Annotated in this window: 21 protein-coding genes and 3 pseudogenes; 11 read left to right on the top strand and 13 right to left on the bottom strand. The window is 70.8% G+C overall.

Annotated elements, in window-relative coordinates; genetic code table 11:
- Positions 1–151: 151 nt before the first annotated feature.
- Both ACIBEI_RS10020 and ACIBEI_RS10015 read right to left on the bottom strand, forming a co-directional pair.
- The gene (locus ACIBEI_RS10020) at positions 152–1,423 is read right to left on the bottom strand and encodes an SWF or SNF family helicase (RefSeq protein WP_398886974.1); all 1,272 of its coding nucleotides are present in this window, start codon (positions 1,421–1,423) and stop codon (positions 152–154) included.
- Positions 1,420–4,275 (bottom strand): DEAD/DEAH box helicase, encoded by a 2,856-nt coding sequence (locus tag ACIBEI_RS10015; protein WP_398886972.1) that lies wholly within the window; start codon positions 4,273–4,275, stop codon positions 1,420–1,422. The genes ACIBEI_RS10020 and ACIBEI_RS10015 overlap by 4 nt, the downstream gene beginning before the upstream one ends.
- A gap of 294 nt (positions 4,276–4,569) precedes the next feature.
- On the opposite strand from ACIBEI_RS10015, the pseudogene ACIBEI_RS10010 reads away from it, so the two are divergent.
- Positions 4,570–5,612, top strand: a pseudogene (locus tag ACIBEI_RS10010) (acyl-CoA desaturase).
- A gap of 105 nt (positions 5,613–5,717) precedes the next feature.
- Entirely contained in the window at positions 5,718–5,900 is a 183-nt protein-coding gene (locus tag ACIBEI_RS10005) for a hypothetical protein (RefSeq protein WP_189843769.1), read from the top strand.
- Positions 5,901–6,102: 202 nt separating this feature from the next.
- On the opposite strand, the gene ACIBEI_RS10000 is transcribed toward ACIBEI_RS10005, so the two are convergent.
- From ACIBEI_RS10000 to ACIBEI_RS09990, 3 genes and pseudogenes are all read right to left on the bottom strand, one after another.
- Complete coding sequence (locus tag ACIBEI_RS10000; RefSeq protein WP_398886970.1) at positions 6,103–6,969, bottom strand: hypothetical protein; 867 nt, start codon at positions 6,967–6,969, stop codon at positions 6,103–6,105.
- 196 nt (positions 6,970–7,165) lie between these two features.
- Positions 7,166–7,483 carry a hypothetical protein gene (locus ACIBEI_RS09995; protein ID WP_398886968.1) on the bottom strand — a complete coding sequence of 106 codons (318 nt, stop codon included), beginning with the start codon at positions 7,481–7,483 and terminating at the stop codon, positions 7,166–7,168.
- Positions 7,484–7,591: 108 nt separating this feature from the next.
- A pseudogene (locus tag ACIBEI_RS09990) lies at positions 7,592–7,786 on the bottom strand (PadR family transcriptional regulator); the annotation flags it as partial.
- Between ACIBEI_RS09990 and ACIBEI_RS09985 the strand changes: the two are divergent.
- Positions 7,776–8,381 (top strand): annotated as a pseudogene (locus ACIBEI_RS09985) (alpha/beta fold hydrolase); the annotation flags it as partial. The pseudogenes ACIBEI_RS09990 and ACIBEI_RS09985 overlap by 11 nt on opposite strands.
- Positions 8,382–8,427: 46 nt before the next feature.
- Here the strand turns inward: ACIBEI_RS09985 and ACIBEI_RS09980 are convergent.
- Positions 8,428–9,027, bottom strand: coding sequence for a class I SAM-dependent methyltransferase (locus ACIBEI_RS09980; protein ID WP_398886966.1), 600 nt, complete (start codon positions 9,025–9,027; stop codon positions 8,428–8,430).
- A gap of 179 nt (positions 9,028–9,206) precedes the next feature.
- On the opposite strand from ACIBEI_RS09980, the gene ACIBEI_RS09975 reads away from it, so the two are divergent.
- The 5 genes from ACIBEI_RS09975 (at position 9,207) to ACIBEI_RS09955 (ending at position 14,139) form a co-directional block, all read left to right on the top strand.
- A complete protein-coding gene (locus ACIBEI_RS09975) occupies positions 9,207–9,980 on the top strand; it encodes an MHYT domain-containing protein (RefSeq protein ID WP_398886964.1) in 774 nt (257 codons plus the stop codon).
- Positions 9,981–10,042: 62 nt separating this feature from the next.
- The gene (locus ACIBEI_RS09970) at positions 10,043–12,595 is read left to right on the top strand and encodes a nitrate- and nitrite sensing domain-containing protein (protein ID WP_398886963.1); all 2,553 of its coding nucleotides are present in this window, start codon (positions 10,043–10,045) and stop codon (positions 12,593–12,595) included.
- The gene (locus ACIBEI_RS09965; protein WP_398886961.1) at positions 12,592–13,029 is read left to right on the top strand and encodes a roadblock/LC7 domain-containing protein; all 438 of its coding nucleotides are present in this window, start codon (positions 12,592–12,594) and stop codon (positions 13,027–13,029) included. The genes ACIBEI_RS09970 and ACIBEI_RS09965 overlap by 4 nt, the downstream gene beginning before the upstream one ends.
- Positions 13,030–13,047: 18 nt before the next feature.
- The gene (locus ACIBEI_RS09960) at positions 13,048–13,461 is read left to right on the top strand and encodes a DUF742 domain-containing protein (protein WP_398887380.1); all 414 of its coding nucleotides are present in this window, start codon (positions 13,048–13,050) and stop codon (positions 13,459–13,461) included.
- A 72-nt stretch (positions 13,462–13,533) separates the two neighbouring features.
- Positions 13,534–14,139 (top strand): GTP-binding protein, encoded by a 606-nt coding sequence (locus ACIBEI_RS09955; protein ID WP_398886959.1) that lies wholly within the window; start codon positions 13,534–13,536, stop codon positions 14,137–14,139.
- A 103-nt stretch (positions 14,140–14,242) separates the two neighbouring features.
- Here the strand turns inward: ACIBEI_RS09955 and ACIBEI_RS09950 are convergent, their stop codons facing one another.
- On the bottom strand, positions 14,243–14,671 hold the full coding sequence (locus ACIBEI_RS09950; protein ID WP_398886957.1) for a PPOX class F420-dependent oxidoreductase: 429 nt from the start codon (positions 14,669–14,671) through the stop codon (positions 14,243–14,245).
- Positions 14,672–14,767: 96 nt separating this feature from the next.
- On the opposite strand from ACIBEI_RS09950, the gene ACIBEI_RS09945 reads away from it, so the two are divergent.
- Complete coding sequence (locus tag ACIBEI_RS09945; RefSeq protein WP_359935789.1) at positions 14,768–15,181, top strand: roadblock/LC7 domain-containing protein; 414 nt, start codon at positions 14,768–14,770, stop codon at positions 15,179–15,181.
- 124 nt (positions 15,182–15,305) lie between these two features.
- The gene (locus ACIBEI_RS09940) at positions 15,306–16,439 is read left to right on the top strand and encodes a DUF6397 family protein (protein WP_398886954.1); all 1,134 of its coding nucleotides are present in this window, start codon (positions 15,306–15,308) and stop codon (positions 16,437–16,439) included.
- 11 nt (positions 16,440–16,450) lie between these two features.
- On the opposite strand, the gene ACIBEI_RS09935 is transcribed toward ACIBEI_RS09940, so the two are convergent.
- Positions 16,451–17,323, bottom strand: coding sequence for an acyl-CoA thioesterase II (locus ACIBEI_RS09935; RefSeq protein WP_143633072.1), 873 nt, complete (start codon positions 17,321–17,323; stop codon positions 16,451–16,453).
- 19 nt (positions 17,324–17,342) lie between these two features.
- The gene (locus tag ACIBEI_RS09930) at positions 17,343–19,856 is read right to left on the bottom strand and encodes a DEAD/DEAH box helicase (RefSeq protein WP_398886953.1); all 2,514 of its coding nucleotides are present in this window, start codon (positions 19,854–19,856) and stop codon (positions 17,343–17,345) included.
- A gap of 145 nt (positions 19,857–20,001) precedes the next feature.
- Between ACIBEI_RS09930 and ACIBEI_RS09925 the strand changes: the two genes are divergently transcribed.
- Entirely contained in the window at positions 20,002–20,796 is a 795-nt protein-coding gene (locus ACIBEI_RS09925) for a metal-dependent hydrolase (RefSeq protein WP_189843756.1), read from the top strand.
- Between the two features lie 93 nt (positions 20,797–20,889).
- On the opposite strand, the gene ACIBEI_RS09920 is transcribed toward ACIBEI_RS09925, so the two are convergent.
- From ACIBEI_RS09920 to ACIBEI_RS09905, 4 genes are all read right to left on the bottom strand, one after another.
- Positions 20,890–21,171 (bottom strand): type B 50S ribosomal protein L31, encoded by a 282-nt coding sequence (locus tag ACIBEI_RS09920; RefSeq protein WP_398886950.1) that lies wholly within the window; start codon positions 21,169–21,171, stop codon positions 20,890–20,892.
- Between the two features lie 64 nt (positions 21,172–21,235).
- On the bottom strand, positions 21,236–21,706 hold the full coding sequence (locus tag ACIBEI_RS09915; RefSeq protein ID WP_398886948.1) for a DUF5709 domain-containing protein: 471 nt from the start codon (positions 21,704–21,706) through the stop codon (positions 21,236–21,238).
- Positions 21,707–22,065: 359 nt separating this feature from the next.
- Positions 22,066–23,856 carry an ABC transporter ATP-binding protein gene (locus ACIBEI_RS09910; protein ID WP_398886947.1) on the bottom strand — a complete coding sequence of 597 codons (1,791 nt, stop codon included), beginning with the start codon at positions 23,854–23,856 and terminating at the stop codon, positions 22,066–22,068.
- Entirely contained in the window at positions 23,853–25,652 is a 1,800-nt protein-coding gene (locus ACIBEI_RS09905) for an ABC transporter transmembrane domain-containing protein (RefSeq protein WP_398886945.1), read from the bottom strand. Before ACIBEI_RS09905 ends, ACIBEI_RS09910 begins: the two co-directional genes overlap by 4 nt.
- Between the last annotated feature and the right edge of the window lie 32 nt (positions 25,653–25,684).

Raw genomic sequence — 25,684 nt, 5'->3', positions numbered from 1 at the left:
TCGCCCCCTCCCCGAACGCCGTACGGCCGGAGAGTGAACACCGGGCGTCCACCACTCATCCGGTGGACGGTGCCGGTTCCGGTGCTCAGCGCTCCAAGTGCCGTGCGTGCCTTGCATGTCCTGCGGGCCTTGTGTGCCCGTCAGGCAGGCGTCACTCCTGCCCCTCCGCCAGGGCGAGCGCGGTCGCCGGATCCTGGGACGCGGGACCCGCGGGAGCCCAGCGCCCCCGTTCCTTGCGATAGGGCCACCAACGGCCGTCCGTCCCCAGACGCAACTGTGTCCGGCCGTCGGCCATGGTCCAGCCACTGCGGGACGCGCGCAGGTCAGGCCGCTGGTCCTCCTCCCAGGCCGACTCCAGGGCGGCACGCGCGCGTACGAGGGTCTCCGCCTCCGCCGGCCGGTCGGCCTCCAGGACGTCGAGCGCCGCCGTGCCCCCGTGTTCCCAGGCGCGGACGGCCAGGGCCAGCCCCTCGCGGTCCCGGCCCGACCCCTCCGCGAGCCGGCCGGCCACTGAAGTGTCGGGAACTCCCGAGGCCAGCCGCACGGCGTCCTGCGCGAGCGTCAACTCGGTCGCTCTGGAGCGCTGTTCGTGGCCTGCCCGGAGTGCCTCGGTGAGCAGACGGTGCGCCTCGCGGGCGGCCTGCGTCGCCAGGAACTCCAGCGCGGCCGGATCGACTCCGGGTGCCGGATCGGTCTCCGTGTCCAGGGAGGGCGGCAGTCCCGGCTCTGCGGGCACGGGAGGCGCGTCGGGCAGCGGGGGCAGGATGTGCCCGTCCGCGTACGCCTCGGCGGCGTCCACGCCCTCGTACGCCTCCTCCTGTCCGTGAGCCTCGGTCTCGGTCCGGGGGACGCTGCGCACCTGCAGTTCGTCCAGCAGTTCGCGCTCTCCGCGACCGCGCAGGAGAAGCAGCACGAACGGATCCTGATCCAGCAGCCGCGCCACCTGGTAGCACAGCGCCGCCGTGTGACCGCAGTGGTCCCACGCGCCGCAATCGCACTCCGCCTCCAGATCGCCCAGACCCGGAAGGAGTTCGACACCGGCGGCCGCCGCGTCCTCGACGAGATGCGTCGGCATCTCGCGGTCCAGCAGCGCCGCGATGTGCCCGGCCCGCTCGACGGCCATGCCCAGGAAGCGGTCCCACTGCTCCTCGGACAGTTCCTGCAACAGGACGTCGGCGCGGTGCGAGGTGCGGTCGGGGTCCTGGACCACCGCTGTGATGCGCCCCGGACGGACCGACACGGCTCCCACGGCTCCCGCCCGGGCCAGCCTGCGGCCCGTCTTCACCTGCTGGTTGTCCAGCGCCGCGTCCTCCAGGGCCTTCAGCCAGGCCTGCCCCCACCAGGTCAGCGCGAAGCCCCTCCCGTGCGCGGGCGGCAGAGCGGCGAAGGTGCGCTCCGGGGTGTTGTCGTACGGGTCACTCATCGGGTGCCTCCTCGCAGTTCCACCAGGTCGGCCAGTTCGGTGTCGGTCAGCTCGGTGAGGGCCGACTCGCCGGACCCGAGCACCGAGTCCGCCAACTCCCGCTTGCGCACCAGCATGTCCGCGATGCGGTCCTCGATCGTCCCCTCGGCGATCAGCCGGTGCACCTGCACCGGCCGCGTCTGTCCGATGCGGTACGCCCGGTCGGTGGCCTGGGCTTCGACGGCCGGGTTCCACCAGCGGTCGTAGTGCACGACATGTTCGGCCCGTGTCAGGTTCAGGCCGGTGCCCGCGGCCTTCAACGACAGCAGGAAGACAGGCACTTCGCCGTCCTGGAAGCGCTCCACCATGGCCTCGCGCTCGGGCACCGGCGTACCTCCGTGCAGGAACTGCGAGGTGACGCCGCGTGTGCTCAGGTGCCGCTCGATGAGGCGCGCCATCTGTACGTACTGCGTGAAGACCAGAACGCATGCTCCCTCGGAGAGGATCGTGTCGAGCAACTCGTCCAGCAACTCCAGTTTTCCGGAGCGCCCGGGGATCTTCGGCCTGTCCTCCTTGAGGAACTGCGCCGGGTGGTTGCAGATCTGCTTCAGCCCGGTGAGCAGCTTCACGATCAGTCCGCGCCGCGCCATGTTGTCGGCGCCCGCGATCTCGGCGAGGGTCTCGCGGACCACCGCCTCGTACAGCCCCGCCTGCTCCTTGGTGAGCGACACGGCACGGTCGGTCTCGGTCTTCGGCGGCAGCTCGGGCGCGATGCCCGGATCGGACTTGCGGCGGCGCAGCAGGAACGGTCGCACGAGCTGGGCGAGCCGGTCCGCCGCCCCCGGATCCTGCCCGCCCTCGACCGCCTTGGCGTACCGGTTGCGGAAGGTGCCGAGCCGGCCCAGCAGGCCCGGTGTCGTCCAGTCGAGAATCGCCCACAGCTCGGAGAGGTTGTTCTCCACAGGGGTTCCGGTGAGCGCCACGCGCGCGTGGGCCCCGATCGTCCGTAGTTGCTTGGCCGTGTCCGAGTACGGGTTCTTCACATGCTGTGCCTCGTCGGCCACGACCATGCCCCAGGACGCCTCGGCCAGCCGTGGCGCGTCGAGCCGCATCGTGCCGTACGTGGTGAGTACGAACTCGCCCGGGGCCACCCCTTCGAGGCTCCGCCGCGCACCGTGGAAGCGGCGGACAGGCGTGCCCGGGGCGAACCGCTCGATCTCGCGCTGCCAGTTGCCCATCAGGGACGTCGGACAGACGACGAGCGTGGGTCCCGCGGCAGACTCGTCGGTCTGCCGGTGCAGATGGAGTGCGATCAGCGTGATCGTCTTGCCCAGGCCCATGTCGTCCGCGAGGCAGCCGCCAAGACCCAACGAGGTCATACGGGCCAGCCAGCTGAGCCCGCGCAGCTGGTAGTCGCGCAGGGTCGCGTCCAGCGCGGCGGGCTGCCCGACGGGCTCCTGCCCTTCCGGGTCCGACAGACGGTCCCGCAGCGTCGTCAGCCACCCCGTGGGCCGTACGTCGATCCTCTGGCCGTCGACCTCCGTGGAGCCCGTCAGGACGGCGCTCAGCGCGTCGATGGGCGTCAGCTTGTGATCCTGCTGGGCGCGGGCGCGACGAACCTCCTGGGGGTCGACGAGCACCCACTGGTCACGCAGCCGCACCATGGGGCGGTTCGCCTCGGCGAGTTGGTCCAGCTCCTGACGCGTCAGTTGCTGGTCGCCCAGGGCGAACCGCCAGTCGAAGGCCAGCAGCGCGTCGGCCGACAGGAACGACGGCGTGTCCGACGACAGCCTGTCGGGGTCCCGCTCGTCGTCCGGCGGGCCGATGACCGCGCGGGCCGTCAGTTTGTGAGCCAGCTCCTTGGGCCAGTGCACCTCGACACCGGCGGCCGCGAGCGATCGGGCACCCTCGCCGAGGAGTTCCGTGACCTCCTCGTCGGCGAGTTCGATCGAGTCCGGCACGCTCGCCGAGAGCAGGGGAGTGAGCGGGGCCCAGGCCCGTGCGGCGCGACGCAACGCGAGCAGGGCGTCCATCCGGGCGCGCGGACCGAAGGCAGGGCTCGTGCCGCCCCACACCTCGGACGCGTCCGCCAGCAGGGCCGGATCGCTCACGCTGTGCAACTGCGGCACCGCACGGAACGGCAGCCTGGTCTCGTCCGACACGGCCGACGCGAGGCCCGGCACCTCGACGCGCAGCGAGATCCGTACGCCGGCGTCATGCCCCGCGGCCACGTCGGCCGCCCACGCACGCTGCTCGGGCACGTGCTGGGGCTCGGGAGCGGCGAAGGCAGGGCCGCCCGCAGCGAGCGTCGCGGCGGGGGAGCGGGGCAGCGTGTCGGCGACCGCGTCGAGGAAGGCACGCAGCAGCCACTCGGGATCCGAGAGCCGCAGCGGCTCCGCCTCGTCGACCGGCACCGCGTGCGCGTGCGGCGGCATGGCGGCGGCCAGCTCGCGGATCCGCCCCAGGTCAGCCGCCCCCAGGGGCCCGGCACGCCACGCGTCGTGGTCGCCGGCGCTCAGACCGGGCAGCAGCAGCCCCCGCGCGGCGAGTTGGAGCGCGAGCACGGCCGCGGCACCCCAGAAGGCGGTCGCCCTGTGGGCGTGCCCCGCGGCACGCGCGCGCGTGAGCACCGGCAGAGCGGCCCGCACCGGCAGCACGACGGCCGGCACGGTCACCAGCTCGACACCGTCCTCGCCGGGCAGAGCGACGGTCAGCTCCTGGACAGCACCGGAGTCGATCGCGGGAGGGTCTTCACCGTCGGGCATCCAGAAGGCGACGGTGCCGGTACGGGCCGGATCGGCAGGCATGAACACGGCACAGCAGCGGGCCAGTTCTGAGATCTCGGAGGGAGTTGCGGCAGGAATCCTCTGCACAGCTATGACGCGTTCCTCAAATTTGACTACCTGGGGTCAGGGTCGCCGAGGATACAGCACGAGTGACTCTCGGTGGCCGTCGATCGGTGTGACGCGGGCCACTCTCTCCGGAGGGTGTTGCCAGGTCCACCGGGCGGCCGAGGTTGTCCCCCGCCCGGACACGGGGGGTGGCGCCATGGTCGCCCAGGGTCGCTGATCCGTACGTTTTTTGAGGTCGGCGTTTCCCCGCAGCCGGTCCGCCGCAGCCCGCTCATTCCAGCCTGCTCCTCCAGCCTCCAGAACCGGAGTCCCGCCATGCCCGAAAACGTCTCAGCCGTCGTGGAACGCCCTCCCAGGGTCTCCGCCGGAAGCGAGTTCACACCGCTCCTGCGCACCGTCAAGGGCCAGGGTCTCCTCGACCGCAGGCAGGGCTGGTACGCGCTGGCCATCGCCGGCAACGCGCTGGTCCTGGCCGGCGTCGTCGCGGGTGTCGTCCTGATCGGCCACTCCTGGTGGGTGCTGCTCCTGGCGCCGCTGCTCGCCGTGATGTCCGCCCGCACGGCCTTCATGGGCCACGACGCGGGGCACTCCCAGATCGCGGGCAACCGGTCGGTGAACCGTCTCATCGGGCTCGTCCACGGCAATCTGCTGCTCGGGATGAGCTACGGCTGGTGGAACGACAAGCACAACCGCCATCACGCCAACCCCAACCACATCCACAAGGATCCCGACGTCGTGGCCGACGTCCTGGTCTTCACCAGGGGACAGGCCGCGGACCGCAGCGGCTTCCGGCGCTGGCTCACCCGCAACCAGGCCTGGCTCTTCTTCCCGCTCACCCTCCTCGAAGGCATCGCCCTGAAGGTCCACGGCTTCCAGGACCTGCGTCGACAGCCTCCGCGGGAACGCGTGGTCGAGGGTTTCCTGCTGGTGGCGCACGTCGCCGGGTATGTGACGCTGCTGCTCGGCTCGATGCCCCTCGGTACGGCCCTCGCCTTCGCCGCCCTTCACCAGGCGCTCTTCGGGCTGCACCTGGGCCTGGCCTTCGCACCGAACCACAAGGGCATGGAGATGCCCGACCCCGATGGCGAGGGATGGGGCATCTGCGTCGCCAGGTGCTCACATCGCGCAACATCCGAGGGGGTGCCGTGACCGACTGGTTCCTGGGCGGCCTCAACTACCAGATCGAGCATCACCTGTTCCCGAGCATGCCCCGTCCTCATCTGAAGCTCGTCCGGCCCCTGGTGCGCGCACACTGCCGAGAGTTGGGTATCCCTTACGCGGAGACGGGACTCGTGGACTCCTACCGGCAGGCCCTGCGGCACATGTACGAGGTCGGGGAGCCGCTCAGGGTCGAGTAGGGGGCGCGACTCAGGGTTGTATCAGGGTCGCGGCCTGGAACTGCTGGGAACACGGACCCGTTCTCAAGACAGAGAGCGGCAGTGGCCGCGAAGGAGGCTACGCACATGTCGAAGAACGCGAAGATCGCCGCAGGGGGTGTGGCGGTCGGGCTTCTCCTGCTCATATGGCTGCCCTGGTGGGCTGCCCTCCTGATCGTCCTGGGAGTTCCGACGGCAGCGTATCTGACGCTGGACCCCTCACAGCGGCGCAGGTTGCGCCGTGTGTCCCGCAAGGAGCTGGGCCGCTGAGGCGGGGCCGGTCCGGTCGATTCCCTTCACAGAGCGCAGGAGTTGACCATGTCGCCGCTCACGGGCCTGCCGACGGTACGGCCCGGGGGCGGCCGCGCGCCCCTGCTCCACCCCGTGCCGTGCCCGTGCCGTGATCGCGTCTGCCGTCGGCAGGTAGCACCTCGGACGGGGCCCAAGCTGTCCCGGAAGCTGTTCCACGGGCTCAGCTGGGACGTACGGCGATCTTGTCCAGCGCCTCCAGCAGCCCGGGCAGTTCGGGCCCGCGGCCGACCGGCAGAACCTCTCCGGGCTTCTCGTCGAGGAGCACGAAGGCGATGTCGTCGGTCCTGGCCACCATCGACCAGCCCGGCCCGTCGGCCCGGAGCATCCGCGCGTCACCCGAGGCGAAGGACGATCGCACTCGGCCGAGAGGAGGTGCCGAGTCCACGTAGGAGCGAGCCTCCGCGAGGACACGCTGGACGCCGGTGAGAGGCGTGCTCCCGCTGTCGCCGGCCTCTCCGCCCTTGCCGGACTCGTCGTCCTGCGCGTCCTGCTCCGGCGGTGCCTCGCCGTTCTGGCCGGCGAACTCCTTGTCGTCGATCTGCTCCCGCCACGCCGCCCACTGGAGGGCGATCTCGTCGGCGCCCAGACGCCGCTGAGCCGGGCCCCACGTGGAGGTGTCCGGCGGGGACAGGGGAGCCTGTTCCGCGATGTCCGGCGGCGGATCGTGCGGGGCGGGCACACCGGGTGCCGCCACGGCCACGGCGAGCGGCCACCCGGGCAGCGCCGCGACCATCGAGCGCTCGTCCGGCGACAGGTCGTACTCCATGCCGCAGTCCCAGGACGCGATGGCGACAGCCACCAGTGACACGTCATCGATGACAACCGTCCACCGCGACCCGTCCCCGTCCTGGCCGAGCACCAGGCCGTACCCGTCGGAAAGCGGCGCGAGAGCGAGAGCCGCGCACGCCTCCGGATAGTCGTCGCCCAGCACGCTGGGGAACTGCGCAGGCGTCAAGAGCACCGCCGTCAGCACATACAGTGCGTCGTCGTCCCCGGCGGCGACGGCCTCATCGTCCGTCCCGGCCATCCCTGCCTCCCCATTGCTACGTCCGTCGGCGCACCCTAATGCGCCCCCGCGGCGCTTGTCACGGGCCCCGAATGCGTACGGAGCTGCGGTTGTCCCCCTGGACGGGGGCGAAACGACCACTGGTCGCCGCCTCGTCCGTCCCATGCCTGTCCCCCCGCCGGCGTCCGCCTCGGTACCGACCTGGTATCTGTCGGCGTCAGGCGGCAGGCAGGCCGAGGAGCGTCCGGGCCACCGCCGCGGGCGACTCGTCGCGCTCCCGCGCGATCGCGATGACAGCCCGACAGGCCAGCTCGTTGACCCCGAACGACAGCGCCTCCGGCGACACCCAGGTCGCGGCCTCGTCGATCCCGTCCTGGTCGTCCTCGGCGCATGCCGACACATACGCCGCGGCGGCCTCGAACAGGTTGTGGGTGCGCTTTTCCGGACGGCGCTTCGCCGGAGGCGGATGCTCCGGGGACGTGATCGGTCGCGGGCGTGAAGCGAACTTCCAGAGTCTGGCCAATATGCCGGACATGCGGGCCACCTTCCCCCTGTGCGGTTGGCGTAGCCGATCGCTCATGTACTGCTACTCAAAGTAGAGTTGAAGCTTCGACTTCAGAAGAGGGGCAGGGCTGTGGGGCGGTCACCGTCCACCCGGGTCAAGTGAGTCGATCATGGACCGCAGCCATGCCAGTTCGGCCCGGCTCGTGGCGCGCGCGATGGTGAGGATCCCGCGCCGGAACGGATCGTCCAACTCCTCGGCCCGCAGCGGTCGATCACCTTCGTAGAAGAAGCTCGCCGGTTCCTCGAGGAAGGCGAGCCGGCGCCGTAGAACGGCGTTCGTTGACCTGCCCGGACATGGCATCAGCGACAGGCCGGAACACTTCGGCTACACCCTCGACGACCACGCGGACGCGCTGGCGGCGGCGCTGGACGAGGCGGGCGCCACCGACGCGGAACTGATCGCGCACAGCATGGGTGGCTCCGTCGCCATCGTGCTCGCCCATCGGCGGCCCGACCTCGTCTCACGACTGGTCCTCACCGAGGCCAACCTCGATCCGCGCCCTCCCGTCACGGCGGGCAGCAGCGGAATCGCCTCCTACGAAGAGGACGACTACGTCAACGACGGCCACGCGCGCGTGCTGGAGAAGATCGGCCCGCAGTGGGCGGCGACCATGCGGCTGGCCGACCCGCGTGGCCTCCACCGCACCGCGACCGGACTCTTCCGCGGATCGAACCCCACGATGCGCCGCATGCTCGAAGGTCTGGCGGTCGACCGGGTCTATCTGCAGGGTGCCCTCAGCGGTGAACTCAAGGGCAGGGAAGCCCTGGAGGACGCCGGGGTGCGGGTGGTGACGGTGCCCGGAGCGGGGCACAACATCATGTTCGACGACCCGGCCGCATTCGCCGCCGAGGTCGCCGGAACGGCCTGAGGCCCGACGGGCGCACCAGGTCCCGGGAACGTGCCGATACGCGGCCTCAGGGGAGGCGTACGGCCAGCGCGAGAAACCGGGAGTCCTCGTCCACGTAGGAGGTCAGACGCCAGCCGGAGCCGGACAGGAGCGGGCGGAGATTGGGCTCCGCCCGCAGGTCGTCCGATGTGATCCGGCGGCCCTGACGCGCCGCGAGGGCCGCCCTGCCGATCGGGTGGAAGAGGGCCAGTGTCCCGTCGGGTTTCACGACTCGCGCCAACTCCCGCAGGTTCTCCGAGGGGTTGGGCAGGTGGGCGACGAGACCGGCCGCGAACACGGCGTCGAGGGACTCCGAGCGCAGCGGCAGCCCCGCCACGTCGGCGAGCAGCAACTGTCCGTCCCGGTCACGGCCCGCCCGCACCGCGGCCTGCAGCATGGCCGGGGTGAGGTCCGCGCCGAGGACTACTCCGGAGGGCCCCACGGCGTCCCTGAGGGGTGGCAGGGCACGACCTGTACCGCAGCCCGCGTCGAGCACCCGGTCGCCCTCCCGCAGCCCGAGTTCGGTGACGGCCGCCGCGTACACCGGACCGTCGTCGGGGAACCGGGTGTCCCAGTCGGCCGCGCGGGCCGCGAAGAAATCCTGGACATGCGTGTGGTCGTCGCTCATGCACCGCATGATCTCGCACCGATGAGTGAGCGACGCGATCGAACGCCGACACGGATCACGGCGCGGCGCGCATGTTCGAGCGTGACGCGATCGTTCCGGTGTACTGCTGCGCCAGATTCCACCACCTTTCGAAACGCGCCCCCTTCGTGCGCTCCTGGCGGGACTAGCGTCCCGGAGCCATGGGACACCTGGACCACGCCACCTTCGGCTGGCTGACCCCCGCGCTGTCGTACGTGATGGCCTGCATAGGCGCCGCCCTCGGACTGCGCTGCACGGTCCGTGCGCTCGATGCCTCGGGGCGGTCGCGCCGCAACTGGCTGCTCACCGCGGCCTCCGCCATCGGCACGGGTATCTGGACGATGCACTTCGTCGCGATGCTCGGCTTCAGCGTCAGCGGCACCGACATCCGCTACGACGTGCCACTCACCGTGCTCAGCCTGCTCGTCGCCATGGTCGTCGTCGGCGCGGGCGTGTTCGCCGTCGGCTACGGCCGGGACCGCGGGCGTGCGCTGGTGCTCGGCGGGCTCACCACCGGTCTCGGCGTGGCGAGCATGCACTACCTGGGCATGGCCGCACTGCGGCTGCACGGCGGCGTCACCTACGACCCGGTGCTCGTCGGGATCTCCGTCCTGATCGCCGTGGTCGCGGCGACCGCGGCCCTGTGGGCGGCACTCAACATCAAGTCGCCGATCGCGGTCGCCGTCGCCTCCCTCGTCATGGGCGGGGCGGTGAGCAGCATGCACTACACCGGGATGACCGCGGTCGGCGTGCGGGTCTCGCCCTCCGGTGACGTCCTGCCCGGGGCCACGGCGATGCAGTTCATCTTCCCCCTCGCCGTCGGCCTCGGGTCCTATCTCTTCCTGACATCGGCGTTCGTCGCGCTCTCCCCGACGGCGGGGGAGCGCGAGGCCTCCGCCTCGGCCCAGCGGCCCGTCGAGAGCGCTCTCCGCTAGCGGAGGGCCCGGACCGGCGACCCGGCGGGCGCGTCCCCCGAACCACCCCGAGCGAGGAGGCCATGCGTACACCCCGTAGGACCCCGACAGACGGCTCCCAGACAGCGCCGATCCCGGCGCGGGGACGCCGCGCGCACGCCGGACCGCCGGCCGACGAGGGCTCCGGGCCCGAGGAATCCGCTGGCACGGTGCTCAGTGACGCGCCCACGAGCGCGGGAGGTTGGAGCCTGCGTCCCCGGACCGTGCGGGCGAAGATCGTCTGCCTGCTGATGGTGCCCGTCGTCTCCCTGCTCGCACTCTGGGCGTACGCCACCGTGACGACCGCCCAGGACGTCTCCAGGCTGCGGCAGTTGCAGCGCGTGGACTCCCAGGTGCGTGCCCCGGTCGCCGCGGCCGTCGCCGCGCTCCAGGAAGAACGCGCGGCGGCCGTCGGCTACGCGACCAAACCCGCCGCCGACCGGGCGAGCGATCTCAAGAAGCTGACGGCACGCACCGACCGGGCCGTGGCGAAACTCCGGCTCGGGAACGACAGCACCGTCGCCGACAGCGAGGAACTGCCCTCCGGGGTGGCCGAACGCCTCGAAACCTTCGTCTCCGGAGCCGAACAGCTCCGCTCCCTGCGGACCGCCGTACTCGACCGGAGGACCGGCTGGCACGAGACGCACGAGCGGTACACCAAGACCATCGCTACGGCCTTCTCCCTGGGCGGCGCGCTCACCGGCATCCAGGACGCGGAGATCGGCTCCGACGCGCGCGTGCTGCTCGAGTTCTCCCGGGCGGGTGAGGCCCTCGCGCAGGAGGACGCGGTACTCGCGGGTGCCCGGCTCGCCGGAACCCTCGAAGGGCAGCGGCTCCGGATGTTCACCGGCGCGGTCGACACCCGCAGGCTGCTCACCGAGTCGGCCGTCGCCGATCTGCGTGGCTCCGAGCGAGTCGCCTGGCAGGGCCTCGTGGAGAGCAGCGCGTACGCCGACGTACACGCCGTCGAGAACCACGTGCTCGCGGCCGGTCCGGGCGGCAGGGCGCTCGGCGCCGCGCCCGAGGAGACCTGGAACGCGGCACATGCGCGCGTGCAGGACGACATGCGAACGATCGAGGCGGACGCCGGCAGTGGTGTCGCGGACCGGGCCGACCCGCTCCGCCGCGGCCTGCTCGCCCCGGCCGGTGCCGCTGTTCTGCTGGGCCTCGTCGCCGTGGCCGCGTCGCTCGTCATCTCCGTACGCATCGGGCGCGGTCTCGTCATCGAGCTGGTGAGCCTGCGCAACACCGCCCTGGAGATCGCCCGGCGCAAACTTCCGCACGCCATGCGGAAACTGCGCGCGGGGGAGGAGATCGACGTCCGTGCCGAGGCCCCGCCGGGACCACCCGCGGAGGACGAGGCGGGACAGGTCGCGGAAGCCCTGACCACCGTGCACCGTGCCGCCCTGCATGCCGCGGTCGAGCGCGCCGAACTCGCCAGCGGAATCTCCGGAGTCTTCGTCAACCTCGCCCGCCGCAGCCAGGTTCTCGTCCACCGCCAACTGAGCCTGCTGGACGCCATGGAACGCCGCTCCGACGACCCGAACGAGCTGAGCGACCTCTTCCGGCTCGACCACCTCACCACCCGCATGCGACGCCACGCGGAGAGCCTGATCATCCTCTCCGGAGCCGCCCCCGGCCGTGCCTGGCGCATGCCGGTCTCCCTGACGAACGTCGTCCGTGCCGCCGTCTCGGAAGTCGAGGACTACGCGCGCGTGGAGGTACGACAACTCCCAGAGACTTCGGTCGTCGGAGCCGCTGTGGCGGACCTCACCCACCTGCTGGCCGAAATCGTCGAGAACGCCGCCCAGTTCTCACCGCCCCACACCAGGGTGCGCGTCACCGGAGAGCCGGTCGGCAACGGCTACGCCGTGGAGGTCGAGGACCGAGGGCTCGGTATGGGCAAGGAGACACTCGCCGAGGCCAACCGCCGCATCGAGCAGTCCGAGGCACTCGATCTCTTCGACAGCGACCGGCTCGGCCTCTTCGTGGTCAGCAGGCTCGCGGCCCGCCACGGCATCAAGGTCCATCTGCGGACCTCGCCCTACGGAGGCACCACCGCGGTCGTCCTGCTTCCCACGCCACTGCTGCAGCCCGCCGCGGAGGAACGTTCCGGTGGCCGCCGGGCGGACCCGGAGAAGGCCGCGGAACGCACATACGCGCGCGTGCCCGGCCCCGCCCGGAAACGCGACTCCGTAGAGGGACCGTCCATAGAGGCGCTGAACGAGCGGCCGGCGCTGGTGCCTCCCATACCCATCGAGGCGGAAGCCTCCTCCGAAGGCAAGCGCGAAGGCCATCCGCCGCCCGGCGTGACCACCCTGCGCCTGCACCGACCCGAGGACGACACCGTGGAATCCGACGAACTCCCACGGCGCGTACGACAGGCCAGCCTCGCCCCGCAACTGCGCGAAGGACGACCCGACGAGCCTGCGGAAGCCGCGCCTCGGAAGGACGACGAGCGCACCCCCGAGGCGGTACGGGACCGCATGGCGGCCTATCGCGCGGGGTGGACCCGCGGCGGCGGCCGTGCACCCGGTCCCGGCGTCACCCCCGACCCCGTAGCGGGCAGCGACAGCAGCGAAGGAGACCCCGCATGATCCAGGAACCGGGCATGGGGACCGCCCATAGGTCCGGCGAACTCGACTGGCTGCTGGACGACTTGGCGCTGCGCGTCGCCGAAGTGCGACATGCCGTCGTGCTGTCCAACGACGGGCTCGCGGTCGGCGCGTCCAGCGACCTCAGGCGCGAGGACGCGGAGCATCTCGCCGCGATCGCCTCCGGCTTCCACAGCCTGGCCAAGGGGGCGGGCCGTCACTTCGGCGCCGGTGGCGTGCGCCAGACCATGGTGGAGATGGACGACGGCTTCCTGTTCGTGGCGGCCGCCGGAGAAGGCTCCTGCCTGGCTGTGCTGAGCGCCGTGACGGCCGACATCGGCCTGGTCGCCTATGAGATGGCGCTCCTGGTCAAACGGGTGGGGGAGCACCTCTACTCGGCTCCCCGCACCGCCGCTCACCCGCCCGCGGCCGGGTGACCGACGATGCCGGCGCACATGGCCGAGGACCGGACAGGCCCTCCTGAACACCCGGGCAGTCAGTGGTACGACAACGAGGCCGGGCCGCTCGTCCGCCCCTACGCGATGACGGGCGGGCGCACCAAGTCCGGCCCGACCGGGGTGCGCCTCGACCTGATCGCGCTCGTCTCACTCGACACGGGGGCACCGGACGTCCGCGACGACACCGGACTCGGGCCGGAGCACAGAGCCCTCATCGAACTCTGCCGGATCGAGACCCAGTCGGTCGCCGAACTGGCCGCGGACGCCGACCTGCCCGTGGGCGTGGTGCGTGTGCTCCTCGGTGACCTCCTGGAACTCGGCTGCGTCAAGGTCAGCCTCCCGGTGCCGCCCGCGCAACTGCCCGACGAGCGCATCCTGCGCGAGGTCATCGAAGGACTGAGGGCCCTGTAGATGACGGATAACACCCCCTGCCACACACGTACTGATGCCGACCGCGGTCGGCACTCCCGAGAGAAGTGATCGATGGTCTCCGAACACTCCGACGCCACGAGCGATGAGACAACCGCCCTGGCGTTGAAGATTCTCGTCGCCGGCGGATTCGGCGTGGGCAAGACCACCCTGGTGGGCGCGGTCAGTGAGATCAGGCCGCTGCGCACCGAGGAACTGCTGAGCGAGGCGGGCCAGTCGGTGGACGACACCGGCGGCGTGGACCAGAAGGTCACCACGACCGTCGCCATGGACTTCGGCCGTATCACCATCAGGTCGGGCCTGTCGCTCTACCTCTTCGGAACGCCGGGCCAGGACCGATTCTGGTTCCTGTGGGACGAACTGTCGCAAGGGGCCCTCGGTGCCGTCGTCCTCGCTGACACCCGGCGGCTGGAGGACTGCTTCCCCGCGGTGGACTACTTCGAGCACCGGCACATCCCCTTCGTGGTGGCCGTCAACTGCTTCACGGGCTCGCGGACGTACGGCGCGCACGACGTGTCACGCGCCCTCGACCTCGACAAGGGAACGCCTGTCGTGCTCTGCGATGCCCGTGACCGCGACTCGGGGAAGGAGGTACTGATACGTCTCGTCGAGTACGCCGGGCGGATGCACACCGCCAGGCTGCTCGACTCGGTCGGCTGACACGAAGAACGTCACCGGCCCAACACGAGGAACCTCGCTCGGCCGACGCGAAGAGCTTCAGCGGCCGACGCGGGTCCCTCGCTCACCCGCCGCGCGGGCCCGCTCAGTTCGCGACGCCGCCTTCCGCGAGGACCTTCTCGATCCTCACGCGTACGAGGAGTTCGCCGGGCACGCCGTTGCGGGCGCCGAACTCCTCGGCCCGCTCCTCGCCCATGTAGCGGGCTCCGATGCGCCCCGCCCACAGCCGGAGTTCGTCGAGGTCCTCCGAGATCCGGGCGCGCCCTTGCAGGACGACGTACGCGTACGGCGGCCGGTCGTCGTCCACGCACAGGGCGACGCGGCCGTCGCGGGCCAGATTCTGTCCCTTGACCGTGGTCTTCGCCGTGTTGAAGACCAGATCGTCCCCGTCGAGCAGAAACCAGATCGGTGCCACATGCGGGCTCCCATCGGCCCGGACGGTCGACAACTTGCCCGTGCGCGTGCCGTTCGAGACGAAGGCCCGCCATTCCTCATCGGTCATCTTGTGTGCCATGCCCCTATCCTCCTTGCCCGGACGGCGGTGGTGGGGAAGGCTGGTTGATCAGATCCTCCGGCCAGGGGGAGCCACATATCCACGGGGAGACGGATCATGGCTGAGAACCAGGGACTTGGCTGGCTGCTGGACGACCTCACCCAGCGTGTGGAGCACGTACGACACGCGCTGGTGCTGTCGAACGACGGCCTGGTGACCGGGGCGAGCACAGGGCTCAGGCGGGAGGACGCCGAGCATCTCGCCGCCGTCTCCTCGGGCCTGCACAGCCTCGCCAAGGGGTCGGGCCGGCACTTCGGCGCGGGCCGCGTGCGCCAGACGATGATCGAGTTCGACGACGCCGTGCTCTTCGTCACGGCCGCCGGTACCGGCAGCTGCCTGTGCGTGCTCAGCGCGGCGGAGGCCGACATCGGCCAGGTCGCGTACGAGATGACGCTGCTCGTCAACCGCGTCGGCGAACACCTCCACATCGATGCCCGCCAGCCGGAACACTCATCCTCGATCGATCTCTGACCTGCACAAACGCTCTGCCGCCAGAGTTATCCACAGGCTCGGCGGGAGTCGCGGCGAACCGGCTACGGTTTTTCTCGAAGCAAGCGCACGCAAGCGCACACCGCTGCTACGGGGGAGAACCACCATGTCCGGCAACACCATCACACAGCCCGTCACGCCCGGCGTGAACACCGCTGCCGCTCCTGCGAACGCCACCGTCGGCGGCGCGAATCAGGCCGTCGTCACGGCGGCCCGGCAGACACTCGCACAGAGCCGCGCGGCACGAGAGCTGGGGCTCAAACGAGGCGAGTTCGACCTCGCCGTACGACTCGGTTGCATCCGAACCGTCCCGGACGAAGGCGGCGGAGGCCGTCGCGTGGCCCGAGCGGAGATCGATCGGGTGATGTCCGAGGACGGGTTCCCGGACGGATTGAAGAAACGCGTCGAGGCGGTCGGTACGTCGGAGGGCGCGGCTCTCATGGATGTGACGGCGGCCCGGTTCACAAGGTTCGCGCGCCTGGGATTCGTCGTGCCCGTCAAGTTCTACTTGAACCGCTACAGGGCCGTCGTCTGGCTGTACCTGGCAGAAGAACTGCGGCAGTTCGCCGAGGCCGATGAGAACGCTCCGCTGTTGAACGGGCGTACACCCGAAGGGTTGCGCGATCAACTGGACGCGGGCCTGGACTTGAGGGCCCGGAACTGGCGAGGGCGCCACGTGGGCTTCCTGCTGCGGCAGACCGAGGATCCCTGGGCCCGTGCCGCGGCAGTCGCCTCACTGCTCGATCCCGCGCAGGTCGCGGAGATCGTCGCCGATCCGTACGAACGGGCCTACATGAGCCGCTTCGATCCGGAACGGACCACGCACGGCGCGCCCGACTCGCCCGCCGCACACATCGCCGCACGGATCATGACGGCGGAGGACCCCGACGAGATCAGCTGGCTCCGGTCCGATCTGGCCAACACTCTGCAAGAGGCACGCGCACACCGTCGGGCGCCGCGACCGACACCGAAGCCTCCGACTCCGGTCGCGAGTCGGGAACGATCAGAACTGATCGAGGAGCGGCGACGGTTGATCGAGGAGCGGCGACAGTCCGGTGACGTGCGGCAGCCGACCGAGGCCTTCCGGTCGGCCGGTGTACGGCGCCCGGCAGGACTGCAGGAACACGCCGACGTACGGCAGTTGACAGGAGTGCGGCACCGGGCCGAAGCACGGCAGACGATCGACGAACAGGAACGCCCTCGACGTCTCCTCGGCTGGCTGCGCCGCAGAAACGCCTGACCTCGGCTGGATCAGCCCTCGAGCTTGCGGAACAGTCCCTCCTGGACGACCGAGACGAGCAGACGTCCCTCAAGATCGTAGATCCGGCCCCGGGCCAGCCCCCGGCCACCCGTCGCGATCGGTGACTCCTGGTCGTACAGGAACCACTCGTCGGCGCGGAACGGCCGGTGGAACCACATCGCGTGGTCCAGGGACGCCATGTCGAAACCGCGCTGGCCCCAGAGAGGTTCCACCGGGATGCGGACGGCGTCCAGGAGCGTCATGTCGCTCGCGTAGGTGAGCGCGCAGGTGTGGACCAGCGGGTCGTCGCCCAGGGGACCGACGGCACGCATCCACACGGCGCTGCGCGGTTCGGCGTGCTCGATCTCCTCGGGGGTCCAGCGCAGCCGGTCCGCGTAGCGGATGTCGAAGGGCTGGCGCCTGGCCATGCGCTCCAACGTCTCGGGGAGCGCGCCCAGATGCTCCTTGATCTCCTGAGTGACGGTCGGGAGCGACTCGGGATCGGGGACCTCACGGGCCGGCGGCAGCTGGTGCTCGAAGCTCCCTTCCTCTGGCTTGTGAAAGGAGGCGGTCAGATTGAAGATCGTGCGGCCCTGCTGCACGGCGGTGACGCGACGCGTGGTGAACGACCGGCCGTCGCGGACCCGTTCGACCTGGTACACGATCGGCACGCCCGGGCGGCCCGGGCGCAGGAAGTACGCGTGCAGCGAGTGCACGGGGCGTTCGCCGTCCGTGGTGCGGCCGGCTGCGACCAGGGCCTGGCCTGCCACCTGCCCGCCGAAGACCCGTTGCAGGGACTCCTGCGGGCTGCGGCCACGGAAGATGTTGACCTCGATCTGCTCCAGGTCGAGCAGGTCGACGAGTCGCTCCGCTGGATTCGTCATGTGTCGCGTTCTCCTGTGCTCACAGCTGGCCGACGTCGGTGACCTTGACGATGGCACGGCCCTCGGCGTCCGAGGCCGCCAGGTCGATCTCCGCGCTGATGCCCCAGTCATGATCGCCGTTCGGGTCGGCGAAGGCCTGGCGAACGCGCCACAGTCCGTTCTGCGGCTCCTCCTCGATGAGCAGCAACTTGGGTCCGCGCGCGTCGGGGCCGGTACCGAGGTCGTCGTACTCGTCCCAGTACTTGTCCATCGCCTCGCCCCAGGCGTCGGCGTCCCAGCCGGACTCGCTGTCCATCTCGCCGAGTTCCCGGACGTGGTCGAGGGCGGCGAGCTCGACGCGGCGGAACATGGCGTTGCGGACGAGAACCCGGAAGGCACGGGCGTTGGCGGTGACGGGTTTGACCTGGTCGGCCCGTTCCTGGGCCTCCTCGGCCGTCATCACCTCCGGGTTGGCGAGCTGCTCCCACTCGTCGAGGAGGCTGGAGTCGACCTGTCGGACCATCTCGCCGAGCCAGGCGATCAGGTCCTCCAGGTCGTCCGACTTCAGGTCGTCCGGGACGGTGTGGTCGAGAGCCTTGTAGGCGCTTGCCAGGTAACGGAGGACGATGCCCTCGGTGCGGGCAAGCTCGTAGAAGGACACGAACTCCGTGAAGGACATGGCCCGTTCGTACATGTCACGGATGACGGACTTCGGGGAGAGAGGATGGTCGCCCACCCAGGGATGGCTCTTGCGGTAGGTGTTGTACGCGTGGAAGAGCAGCTCTTCCAGCGGCTTGGGGTACGACACGTCCTGGAGCCGCTCCATGCGGTCCTCGTACTCGACGCCGTCCGCCTTCATCGCCGCGACGGCCTCGCCGCGGGCCTTGTTCTGCTGGGCGGCGAGGATCTGCCGCGGATCGTCCAGCGTGGACTCCACGACGGACACCATGTCCAGGGCGTACGAAGGCGACTCGGGCTCCAGGAGCTCGAACGCGGCCAGCGCGAAGGTCGACAGCGGCTGGTTGAGGGCGAAGTCCTGCTGCAGGTCGACGGTGAGGCGCACGATGCGCCCCTCGGCGTCCGGCTCGTCGAGCTTCTCCACGACTCCGCCGTCGAGGAGCGAACGGTAGATGGCGATCGCCCGCCGGATGTGCCGCAGTTGCTGCTTGCGCGGCTCGTGGTTGTCCTCCAGGAGATGCCGCATCGCGGCGAAGGCGTTGCCGGGCCGGGCGATCACCGACAGGAGCATCGTGTGTGTGACCCGGAAGCGCGAGGTCAGCGGTTCCGGATCGGACGAGATCAGTTTCGCGAACGTGTTCTCCGTCCAGGCGACGAAGCCTTCCGGCGCTTTCTTGCGCACCACCTTGCGACGCTTCTTCGGGTCGTCGCCCGCCTTGGCGAGAGCCTTCTCGTTCTCCACGACATGCTCGGGAGCCTGTGCCACGACAAAGCCGGCCGTGTCGAAGCCCGCCCGTCCGGCACGCCCCGCGATCTGGTGGAACTCCCGCGCGCGCAGCGTCCGCACCCGGGTGCCGTCGTACTTCGTCAGAGCCGTGAACAGCACGGTGCGGATGGGCACGTTGACGCCGACACCGAGGGTGTCGGTGCCGCAGATGACCTTCAACAGACCGGCCTGCGCCAGCTTCTCCACCAGGCGCCGGTACTTGGGCAGCATGCCGGCGTGGTGCACACCGATGCCGTGCCGTACGTAACGGGAGAGATTGCGGCCGAACTTGGTGGTGAAGCGGAAGTTGCCGATCAGCTCGGCGATCTGGTCCTTCTCCTCGCGCGTGCACATGTTGATGCTCATCAGCGCCTGTGCCCGCTCCACGGCCTGCGCCTGCGTGAAGTGCACGATGTAGACGGGCGCCTGCTTGGTCTCCAGGAGTTCGGTGAGCGTCTCCGTGAGCGGCGTCAGCTTGTACTCGTAGGAGAGGGGCACGGGCCGGGTCGCCGAGCGGACGACCGAGGTGGGACGGCCGGTGCGCCGGGTCAGGTCCTCCTCGAACATCGAGACGTCGCCGAGCGTCGCCGACATCAGGATGAACTGGGCCTGCGGCAGTTCGAGGATCGGGATCTGCCACGCCCAGCCGCGGTCGCCCTCGGCGTAGAAGTGGAACTCGTCCATCACGACCTGGCCGACATCGGCCCGCTTGCCGTCGCGCAGCGCGATGGACGCGAGGACCTCGGCAGTGCAGCAGATGACCGGCGCGTCGGAGTTCACGGACGCGTCGCCGGTCAGCATGCCGACGTTCTCGGTGCCGAACATCTTGCACAGCTCGAAGAATTTTTCCGAGACGAGTGCCTTGATCGGCGCCGTGTAGAAGGTGACCTCGTCCCGCGCGAGCGCCGCGAAGTGCGCACCCGCGGCGATCATGCTCTTGCCGGAACCGGTGGGCGTCGAAACGATCACGTTCGCACCCGAAACCACCTCGATCAGCGCCTCCTCCTGGTGGGGGTAGAGCGTGAGACCGCGTTCCCCGGCCCACGACTCGAAGGCTTCGTAGAGGGCGTCGGGATCTGCGGTCTTCGGCAGCTGATCGATAAGGGTCACGCACCCATCTTGCCTGTGAACGCCCTTGAGGGGGGAATCGGCTGCGGGACGGAAGATCACGAACGCTACGCTGTGGCGCCGACGGAGCGTCAGCGCGCCTGGGCAACTGGCTGTCAGTACAAGTGGAATGGGGCGGGGTACGGCGATGATGGGACCAGCACACTCACTGTCGGGAGCGGCGGCCTGGCTGGGCGTCGGAGCCGCGGCGGCCGCCACGGGACACACGATGCCCTGGCCGGTTCTCCTGGTCGGCGCGCTGATCTGCGCGGGCGCGGCGCTTGCCCCGGATCTGGACCACAAGGCGGCGACCATCTCGCGGGCCTTCGGACCCGTCTCGCGAGGGCTGTGCGAGATCGTCGACAAGCTTTCCTACGCCGTCTACAAGGGGACGAAGAAGGCGGGCGACCCGCGTCGCTCCGGCGGGCACCGCACCCTGACGCACACCTGGCTGTGGGCGGTGATGATCGGCGCCGGGGCCTCGGCCATCGCGATCACGGGAGGCCGCTGGGGAGTCCTGGCACTCCTCTTCGTGCACATAGTGCTCGCGATCGAGGGCCTGCTCTGGCGGGCGACTCGCGGCTCCAGCGCCGACATCCTGGTGTGGCTGCTGGCCGCGACGAGTGCCTGGATCCTCGCGGGAGTGCTGGACAAGCCCGGCAACGGCGCCGACTGGCTGTTCACGGCGCCGGGCCAGGAGTACCTGTGGCTCGGACTGCCGATCCTGCTCGGCGCGCTGGTGCACGACATCGGGGACGCGTTGACGGTGTCGGGCTGCCCGATACTGTGGCCGATCCCGGTCGGCCGCAAGCGCTGGTACCCGATCGGACCGCCCAAGGCGATGCGCTTCCGGGCGGGCAGCTGGGTCGAGCTGAAGGTCCTGATGCCGGCGTTCATGCTGCTCGGCGGAGTGGGCTGCGCGGCCGCTCTCAACTTCATCTGAACGACCGCGACCGCTGGGCGAGCGCCGTCCCTCGACGGCGATGGCTGAGCGAGGGCCGTCCCCCCACAGCCCGACACTCGCCCCCAGGCACGATCAGGCCGCGTCGCCCCCGCCCGGCGACTGGTCCTGGCTCCCCTTGCCGTACCGCTTCTCGAACTGTGCGACCCGGCCCTCGGTGTCCACGGTCCGGGCCTTGCCCGTGTAGAAGGGGTGGCTCTCGGAAGAGATCTCCACGTCCACGACGGGGTACGTCTCGCCGTCGTCCCAGTCGATCGTCCGGTCGCTGGTCGCGGTGGACCGGGTGAGGAAGGCGTATCCGGCGGCGCGGTCACGGAAAACCACGGGGTGGTAGTCGGGCTGCTTGTCCTGCTGCATGAGTGCTCCTTGCCTGGGGAGGGGGTGCGCGGACAGGTCGGGGGAGACGACGGGACCAGCCCCGTCAGCCGTACGGGGAGTCCTCGTCGACGATGTGCATGGCGGCCTCTTCCGCCGAGGCCGCGGCGCCGTCGATGCCCACGTCGGTGGCGATCAGGCCGCTCTCCCCATCCTCGTGCGCTCCTTCGTTCGGCGCCACGAGACGGCCGGATCGGAGGTCGCCCACCTCGTTGTCCAGGGGTTCGCCATCCGAGTCCGGGCAGTCTCCGATGCCGTCGCCGTCCGGCTCCGCGATCTCCGGGACCTCTTCCAGGAGGCGCTCGTCCAGGGTCTCGCCGCGATGCCGTTCGGATGCGGTCACATCGTTGCGCTCCACCGCCCACGGTCGCTCCGGTGGTGACCAGCCCCGGTCCAGAGGATCATTCACGCCGTCGGATTCAAGGGTGTCCTCGGCGTCGAGCAGCCCCGCGTCGTCCTGAACCTCGGATCCGTCGGGCTGGTAGACGTCGTCTCCCCAACCGTCGGCGCTGTCCACGGGTACCTCCAGGTGGTGCGGGCCGGCCTGCTGTCACCGTGTTCGGCGGCGGGTGCGCGGGCCGCTCGGCCCAGGCCTCGCCTGTACGGCGTACGGAACGTGCGGAACCAGGCGGTTCCCGGGCGTTCCCCGAGCCGGTGCCGACATCCACCCTTCCACCCCTCTTCGACACCGCGCAACGGCACGGGACCCGGCGGGAGACTCCGGCCCTCTCACCAGCGGTGGGAACGGGCCGGGCCGGGGAGCACGCCCTTGCGCGACCCCGCCCCGCTTATGTGCGGACCTCGGAGCGGCCCCGGGTCGGCCCGCGCGGAGGCCGACCCGGGGCAGTGCCCGCTCACACCCGGGGTAGCGCCCGCTCACCCGTGCCAGGACCGCCACAGGGCCGCGTACGCGCCGTCCGCGGCGACCAGTTGATCATGGCTGCCCAGCTCGCTGATGCGGCCGTTCTCGACGACCGCGATGACGTCCGCGTCATGGGCGGTGTGCAGCCGGTGGGCGATGGCGACCACGGTGCGGCCGTCCAGGACGCGGGCCAGGGAGCGCTCCAGATGCCGGGCCGCGCGCGGGTCGAGGAGCGAGGTGGCCTCGTCCAGGACCAGTGTGTGCGGATCGGCGAGCACCAGCCGGGCGAGCGCGATCTGCTGCGCCTGGGCCGGAGTGAGGGCGAGCCCGCCAGAGCCGACCTCGGTGTCCAGACCGTCGTCCAGCGCCCGCGCCCAGCCGTCGGCGTCGACCGCTCCGAGCGCGGCCCACAGCTCGGCGTCGTCGGCCTCCGTGCGGGCGAGCAGCAGGTTGTCGCGCAGGGCGCCCACGAACACGTGGTGTTCCTGGTTGACCAGTGCCACATGGGAGCGGACCCGTTCGGCGGACATCCGGGACAGTTCGGCGCCGCCCAGCGTGATCCGGCCGGCCCGGGGTGCGTAGATCCCGGCCAGCAGTCGGCCCAGCGTGGACTTGCCCGCGCCGGACGGGCCGACCAGGGCCAGCCGGGTGCCCGGCGCGACCTCCAGGGTGACCTTGCGCAGTACGTCGACGCCCGCGCGGTAGCCGAAGTGCACGTCGTCGGCGTGCACGTCCCGGCCGTCGGGGGCCAGCGACGCGTCACCGGCGTCCGGCTCGATGTCGCGGACGCCGACCAGCCGGGCCAGCGAGACCTGGGCCACCTGGAGCTCGTCGTACCAGCGCAGGATCAAACCCACCGGGTCGACGAGCATCTGCGCGATCAGGGCGCCCGTCGTCAGCTGCCCCACCCCGATCCAGCCCTGGAGGACGAAGTACCCGCCGATCATCAGGACCGAGCCGAGGACCGTGACGTGGGTGAGGTTGATGACCGGGAAGAGCACCGAGCGCAGCCACAGGGTGTACCGCTCCCAGGCGGTCCACTCCTGGACCCGCCGGTCCGACAGCCCGATGCGGCGCTCGCTCAGGCGGTGCGCCTCGATGGTGCGGCCGGCGTCCACGGTCTCCGAGAGCACGGCGGCCACGGCGGCGTAACCGGCGGCCTCGGAGCGGTAGCCGGACGGCGCGCGCTTGAAGTACCAGCGGCAGCCGACCGCCAGGATCGGGACGGCGACCAGCACGGCGGGCGCGAGCGGCGGCGCGGTCACGGCGAGACCGCCGAGCAGCAGTGCCACCCACACCACACCGATGGCCAGCTGCGGCACGGCCTCGCGCATGGCGTTGGCCAGCCGGTCGATGTCCGTGGTGATCCGGGACAGCAGATCCCCCGTCCCGGCCCGCTCCAGAACGCCCGGCGGCAGCCCCACCGACCGTACGAGGAAGTCCTCGCGCAGGTCGGCCAGCATCCGCTCGCCGAGCATCGCGCCCCGCAGCCGCACCTGGCGTACGAACACGGCCTGGACGACGAGGGCGAGGACGAACAGCGCGGCGGTGCGCTCCAGGTGCAGTTCGCGTGCCGCCGCCGTGCCGTCGGAGACGCGCTGGACGAGCGAACCCAGCAGGTAGGGGCCCACCATCGAGGTGACGACAGCGACCGTGTTGACGGTGATGAGCAGGAGGAAGGCACGGCGATGCCGTCGGAACAGTTCGGCCACGTAGGCGCGTACGGTCGCGGGGGCGCCGACGGGCAGGGTCTCTGCGGTCGTCGGGGCCGCCGGGTCGTAGGCCGGTGGCGCCACGCCGATCATGCGGTTTCCTCGATTTCTTCCAGTTCTGGCAGGTGGCCCAGTTCGTGGGCGGCGGCCTCGTCGTCGGTCTCACGCGTCACCACGGCCCGGTACCGGGGCTCGCTGTGCAGCAGCTCGCGGTGTACGCCGACCGCCGCGACCTCGTCCTCGTGGACGAGTACGACCCGGTCCGCGTGGTCCAGGAGCAGCGGCGACGAGGTGAACACCACCGTCGTACGGCCCTGGCGCAGGGAGCGGATGCCGTCGGCGATGCGTGCCTCGGTGTGCGAGTCGACCGCGGACGTCGGTTCGTCCAGGACGAGTACCTCCGGGTCCGTGATCAGGGACCGGGCCAGCGCGAGACGCTGGCGCTGGCCGCCCGAAAGGGAGCGGCCGCGTTCGGTGATCCGGGCGTCCATCGGGTCGTCGGCGTCCAGCGACCCCTGGGCGAGCGCGTCCAGGACGTCGCCGCACTGCGCGGCGGCCAGTGCCTCCTCGGCACTGACGTCCCCGGAGGCGGGTACGTCGAGCAGTTCGCGCAGGGTGCCGGAGAGCAGCACCGGGTCCTTGTCCTGGACGAGTACGGCGCTACGGGCGGAGTCGAGCGGCAGCTCGTCCAGCGGCACGCCGCCGACGAGCGCCGACGGCAGCTCCGAGGAGTCCGCCGCGTGACCGCCGAGCCGCTCCGCCAGCACACCCGCCGCGTCCGGGTCACCGCACACCACGGCGGTGAGCCGTCCGGTGGGAGCGAGCAGCCCGGTCGCCGGGTCGTACAGATCGCCGGCCGGTACGACGGCCTCGCGCGAGCCCTCGCCGTCCGTCGCCCGCTCCAGCGACAGCACCCGGGCGGCGCGTTTCGCGGACGGCCGGGAGAAGGAGTAGGCCATCGCGATCTCCTCGAAGTGACGGAGCGGATAGGTGAGGAGCATGACGGCGCTGTACACGGTGACCAGTTCGCCGACGGTGATCCTGCCGTCGCGGGCCAGGTTCACGCCGTGCCAGACGACGACGATCAACAGCAGCCCGGGCAGCAGCACCTGGACCGCGGAGATCAGTGCCCACATACGGGCGCTGCGCACGGCCGCGTGCCGGACCTCCTGCGAGGCGCGCCGGTACCGGTCGAGGAACAGCTCCTCGCCGCCGATGCCGCGCAGCACGCGCAGACCCGCCACGGTGTCCGAGGCCAGCTCGGTGGCGTGTCCCGCCTTCTCGCGCTGGATGTCGGCGCGCCGGGTCGCCCGGGGCAGCAGCGGCAGCACCGCGAGCGCCAGGACGGGCACACCCACGGCGACGACGACGCCGAGCGCCGGCTGGTAGACGACCAGGGCGACACAGACGAGCACGATGGTGACCGCGGCCGCGGTGAACCGCGACACGGCCTCCACGAACCAGCCGATCTTCTCCACGTCACCGGTCGAGACCGCGACGATCTCACCGGCCGCCACGCGCCGCGTCAGCGCGGAGCCCAGCAGGGCGGTCCTGCGCGCCAGGAGCTGCTGGACGCGCGCGGCAGCGGTGATCCAGTTGGTGACCGCGGCCCGGTGGAGCATGGTGTCGCCCAGCGCGATGCCGAGCCCGCACAGCGCGATCAGCCCGCCCGCCATGCCGAGGCGCGCACCGGAGCGGTCCACGACGGCCTGGACGGCGAAGCCCACACAGAAGGGCAGTCCGGACACGGACAGGAAGTGCAGCAGACCCCAGGCCAGGGCCTTCGCCTGTCCGCCGAGCTGATTCCGGCCGAGCCACACCAGGAACCGGGGCCCCGAGCGTGCGTCGGGCACACCCGGGTCGGGATACGGAAGGTCTTGAATCTGCATGACGTCCCAGGGGGCTCGTTGAACGGAGTGGG

Source organism: Streptomyces sp. NPDC050988, from assembly GCF_044456225.1.
Lineage (GTDB): Bacteria > Actinomycetota > Actinomycetes > Streptomycetales > Streptomycetaceae > Streptomyces.
The sequence above is the reverse complement of the archived record's forward strand: the minus strand, read 5'-3'. Positions and strand labels throughout refer to the sequence as shown.

Coding starts and splice junctions, on each gene's coding strand:
- ACIBEI_RS10020 (WP_398886974.1), bottom strand. CDS start 1,423: ATGAGTGACCCGTACGACAACACCCCGGAGCGCACCTTCGCCGCTCTG.
- ACIBEI_RS10005 (WP_189843769.1), top strand. CDS start 5,718: ATGTCGAAGAACGCGAAGATCGCCGCAGGGGGTGTGGCGGTCGGGCTT.
- ACIBEI_RS10000 (WP_398886970.1), bottom strand. CDS start 6,969: ATGGCCGGGACGGACGATGAGGCCGTCGCCGCCGGGGACGACGACGCA.
- ACIBEI_RS09995 (WP_398886968.1), bottom strand. CDS start 7,483: ATGTCCGGCATATTGGCCAGACTCTGGAAGTTCGCTTCACGCCCGCGA.
- ACIBEI_RS09980 (WP_398886966.1), bottom strand. CDS start 9,027: ATGAGCGACGACCACACGCATGTCCAGGATTTCTTCGCGGCCCGCGCG.
- ACIBEI_RS09975 (WP_398886964.1), top strand. CDS start 9,207: ATGGGACACCTGGACCACGCCACCTTCGGCTGGCTGACCCCCGCGCTG.
- ACIBEI_RS09970 (WP_398886963.1), top strand. CDS start 10,043: ATGCGTACACCCCGTAGGACCCCGACAGACGGCTCCCAGACAGCGCCG.
- ACIBEI_RS09965 (WP_398886961.1), top strand. CDS start 12,592: ATGATCCAGGAACCGGGCATGGGGACCGCCCATAGGTCCGGCGAACTC.
- ACIBEI_RS09960 (WP_398887380.1), top strand. CDS start 13,048: ATGGCCGAGGACCGGACAGGCCCTCCTGAACACCCGGGCAGTCAGTGG.
- ACIBEI_RS09955 (WP_398886959.1), top strand. CDS start 13,534: ATGGTCTCCGAACACTCCGACGCCACGAGCGATGAGACAACCGCCCTG.
- ACIBEI_RS09950 (WP_398886957.1), bottom strand. CDS start 14,671: ATGGCACACAAGATGACCGATGAGGAATGGCGGGCCTTCGTCTCGAAC.
- ACIBEI_RS09945 (WP_359935789.1), top strand. CDS start 14,768: ATGGCTGAGAACCAGGGACTTGGCTGGCTGCTGGACGACCTCACCCAG.
- ACIBEI_RS09940 (WP_398886954.1), top strand. CDS start 15,306: ATGTCCGGCAACACCATCACACAGCCCGTCACGCCCGGCGTGAACACC.
- ACIBEI_RS09935 (WP_143633072.1), bottom strand. CDS start 17,323: ATGACGAATCCAGCGGAGCGACTCGTCGACCTGCTCGACCTGGAGCAG.
- ACIBEI_RS09925 (WP_189843756.1), top strand. CDS start 20,002: ATGATGGGACCAGCACACTCACTGTCGGGAGCGGCGGCCTGGCTGGGC.
- ACIBEI_RS09920 (WP_398886950.1), bottom strand. CDS start 21,171: ATGCAGCAGGACAAGCAGCCCGACTACCACCCCGTGGTTTTCCGTGAC.
- ACIBEI_RS09910 (WP_398886947.1), bottom strand. CDS start 23,856: ATGATCGGCGTGGCGCCACCGGCCTACGACCCGGCGGCCCCGACGACC.
- ACIBEI_RS09905 (WP_398886945.1), bottom strand. CDS start 25,652: ATGCAGATTCAAGACCTTCCGTATCCCGACCCGGGTGTGCCCGACGCA.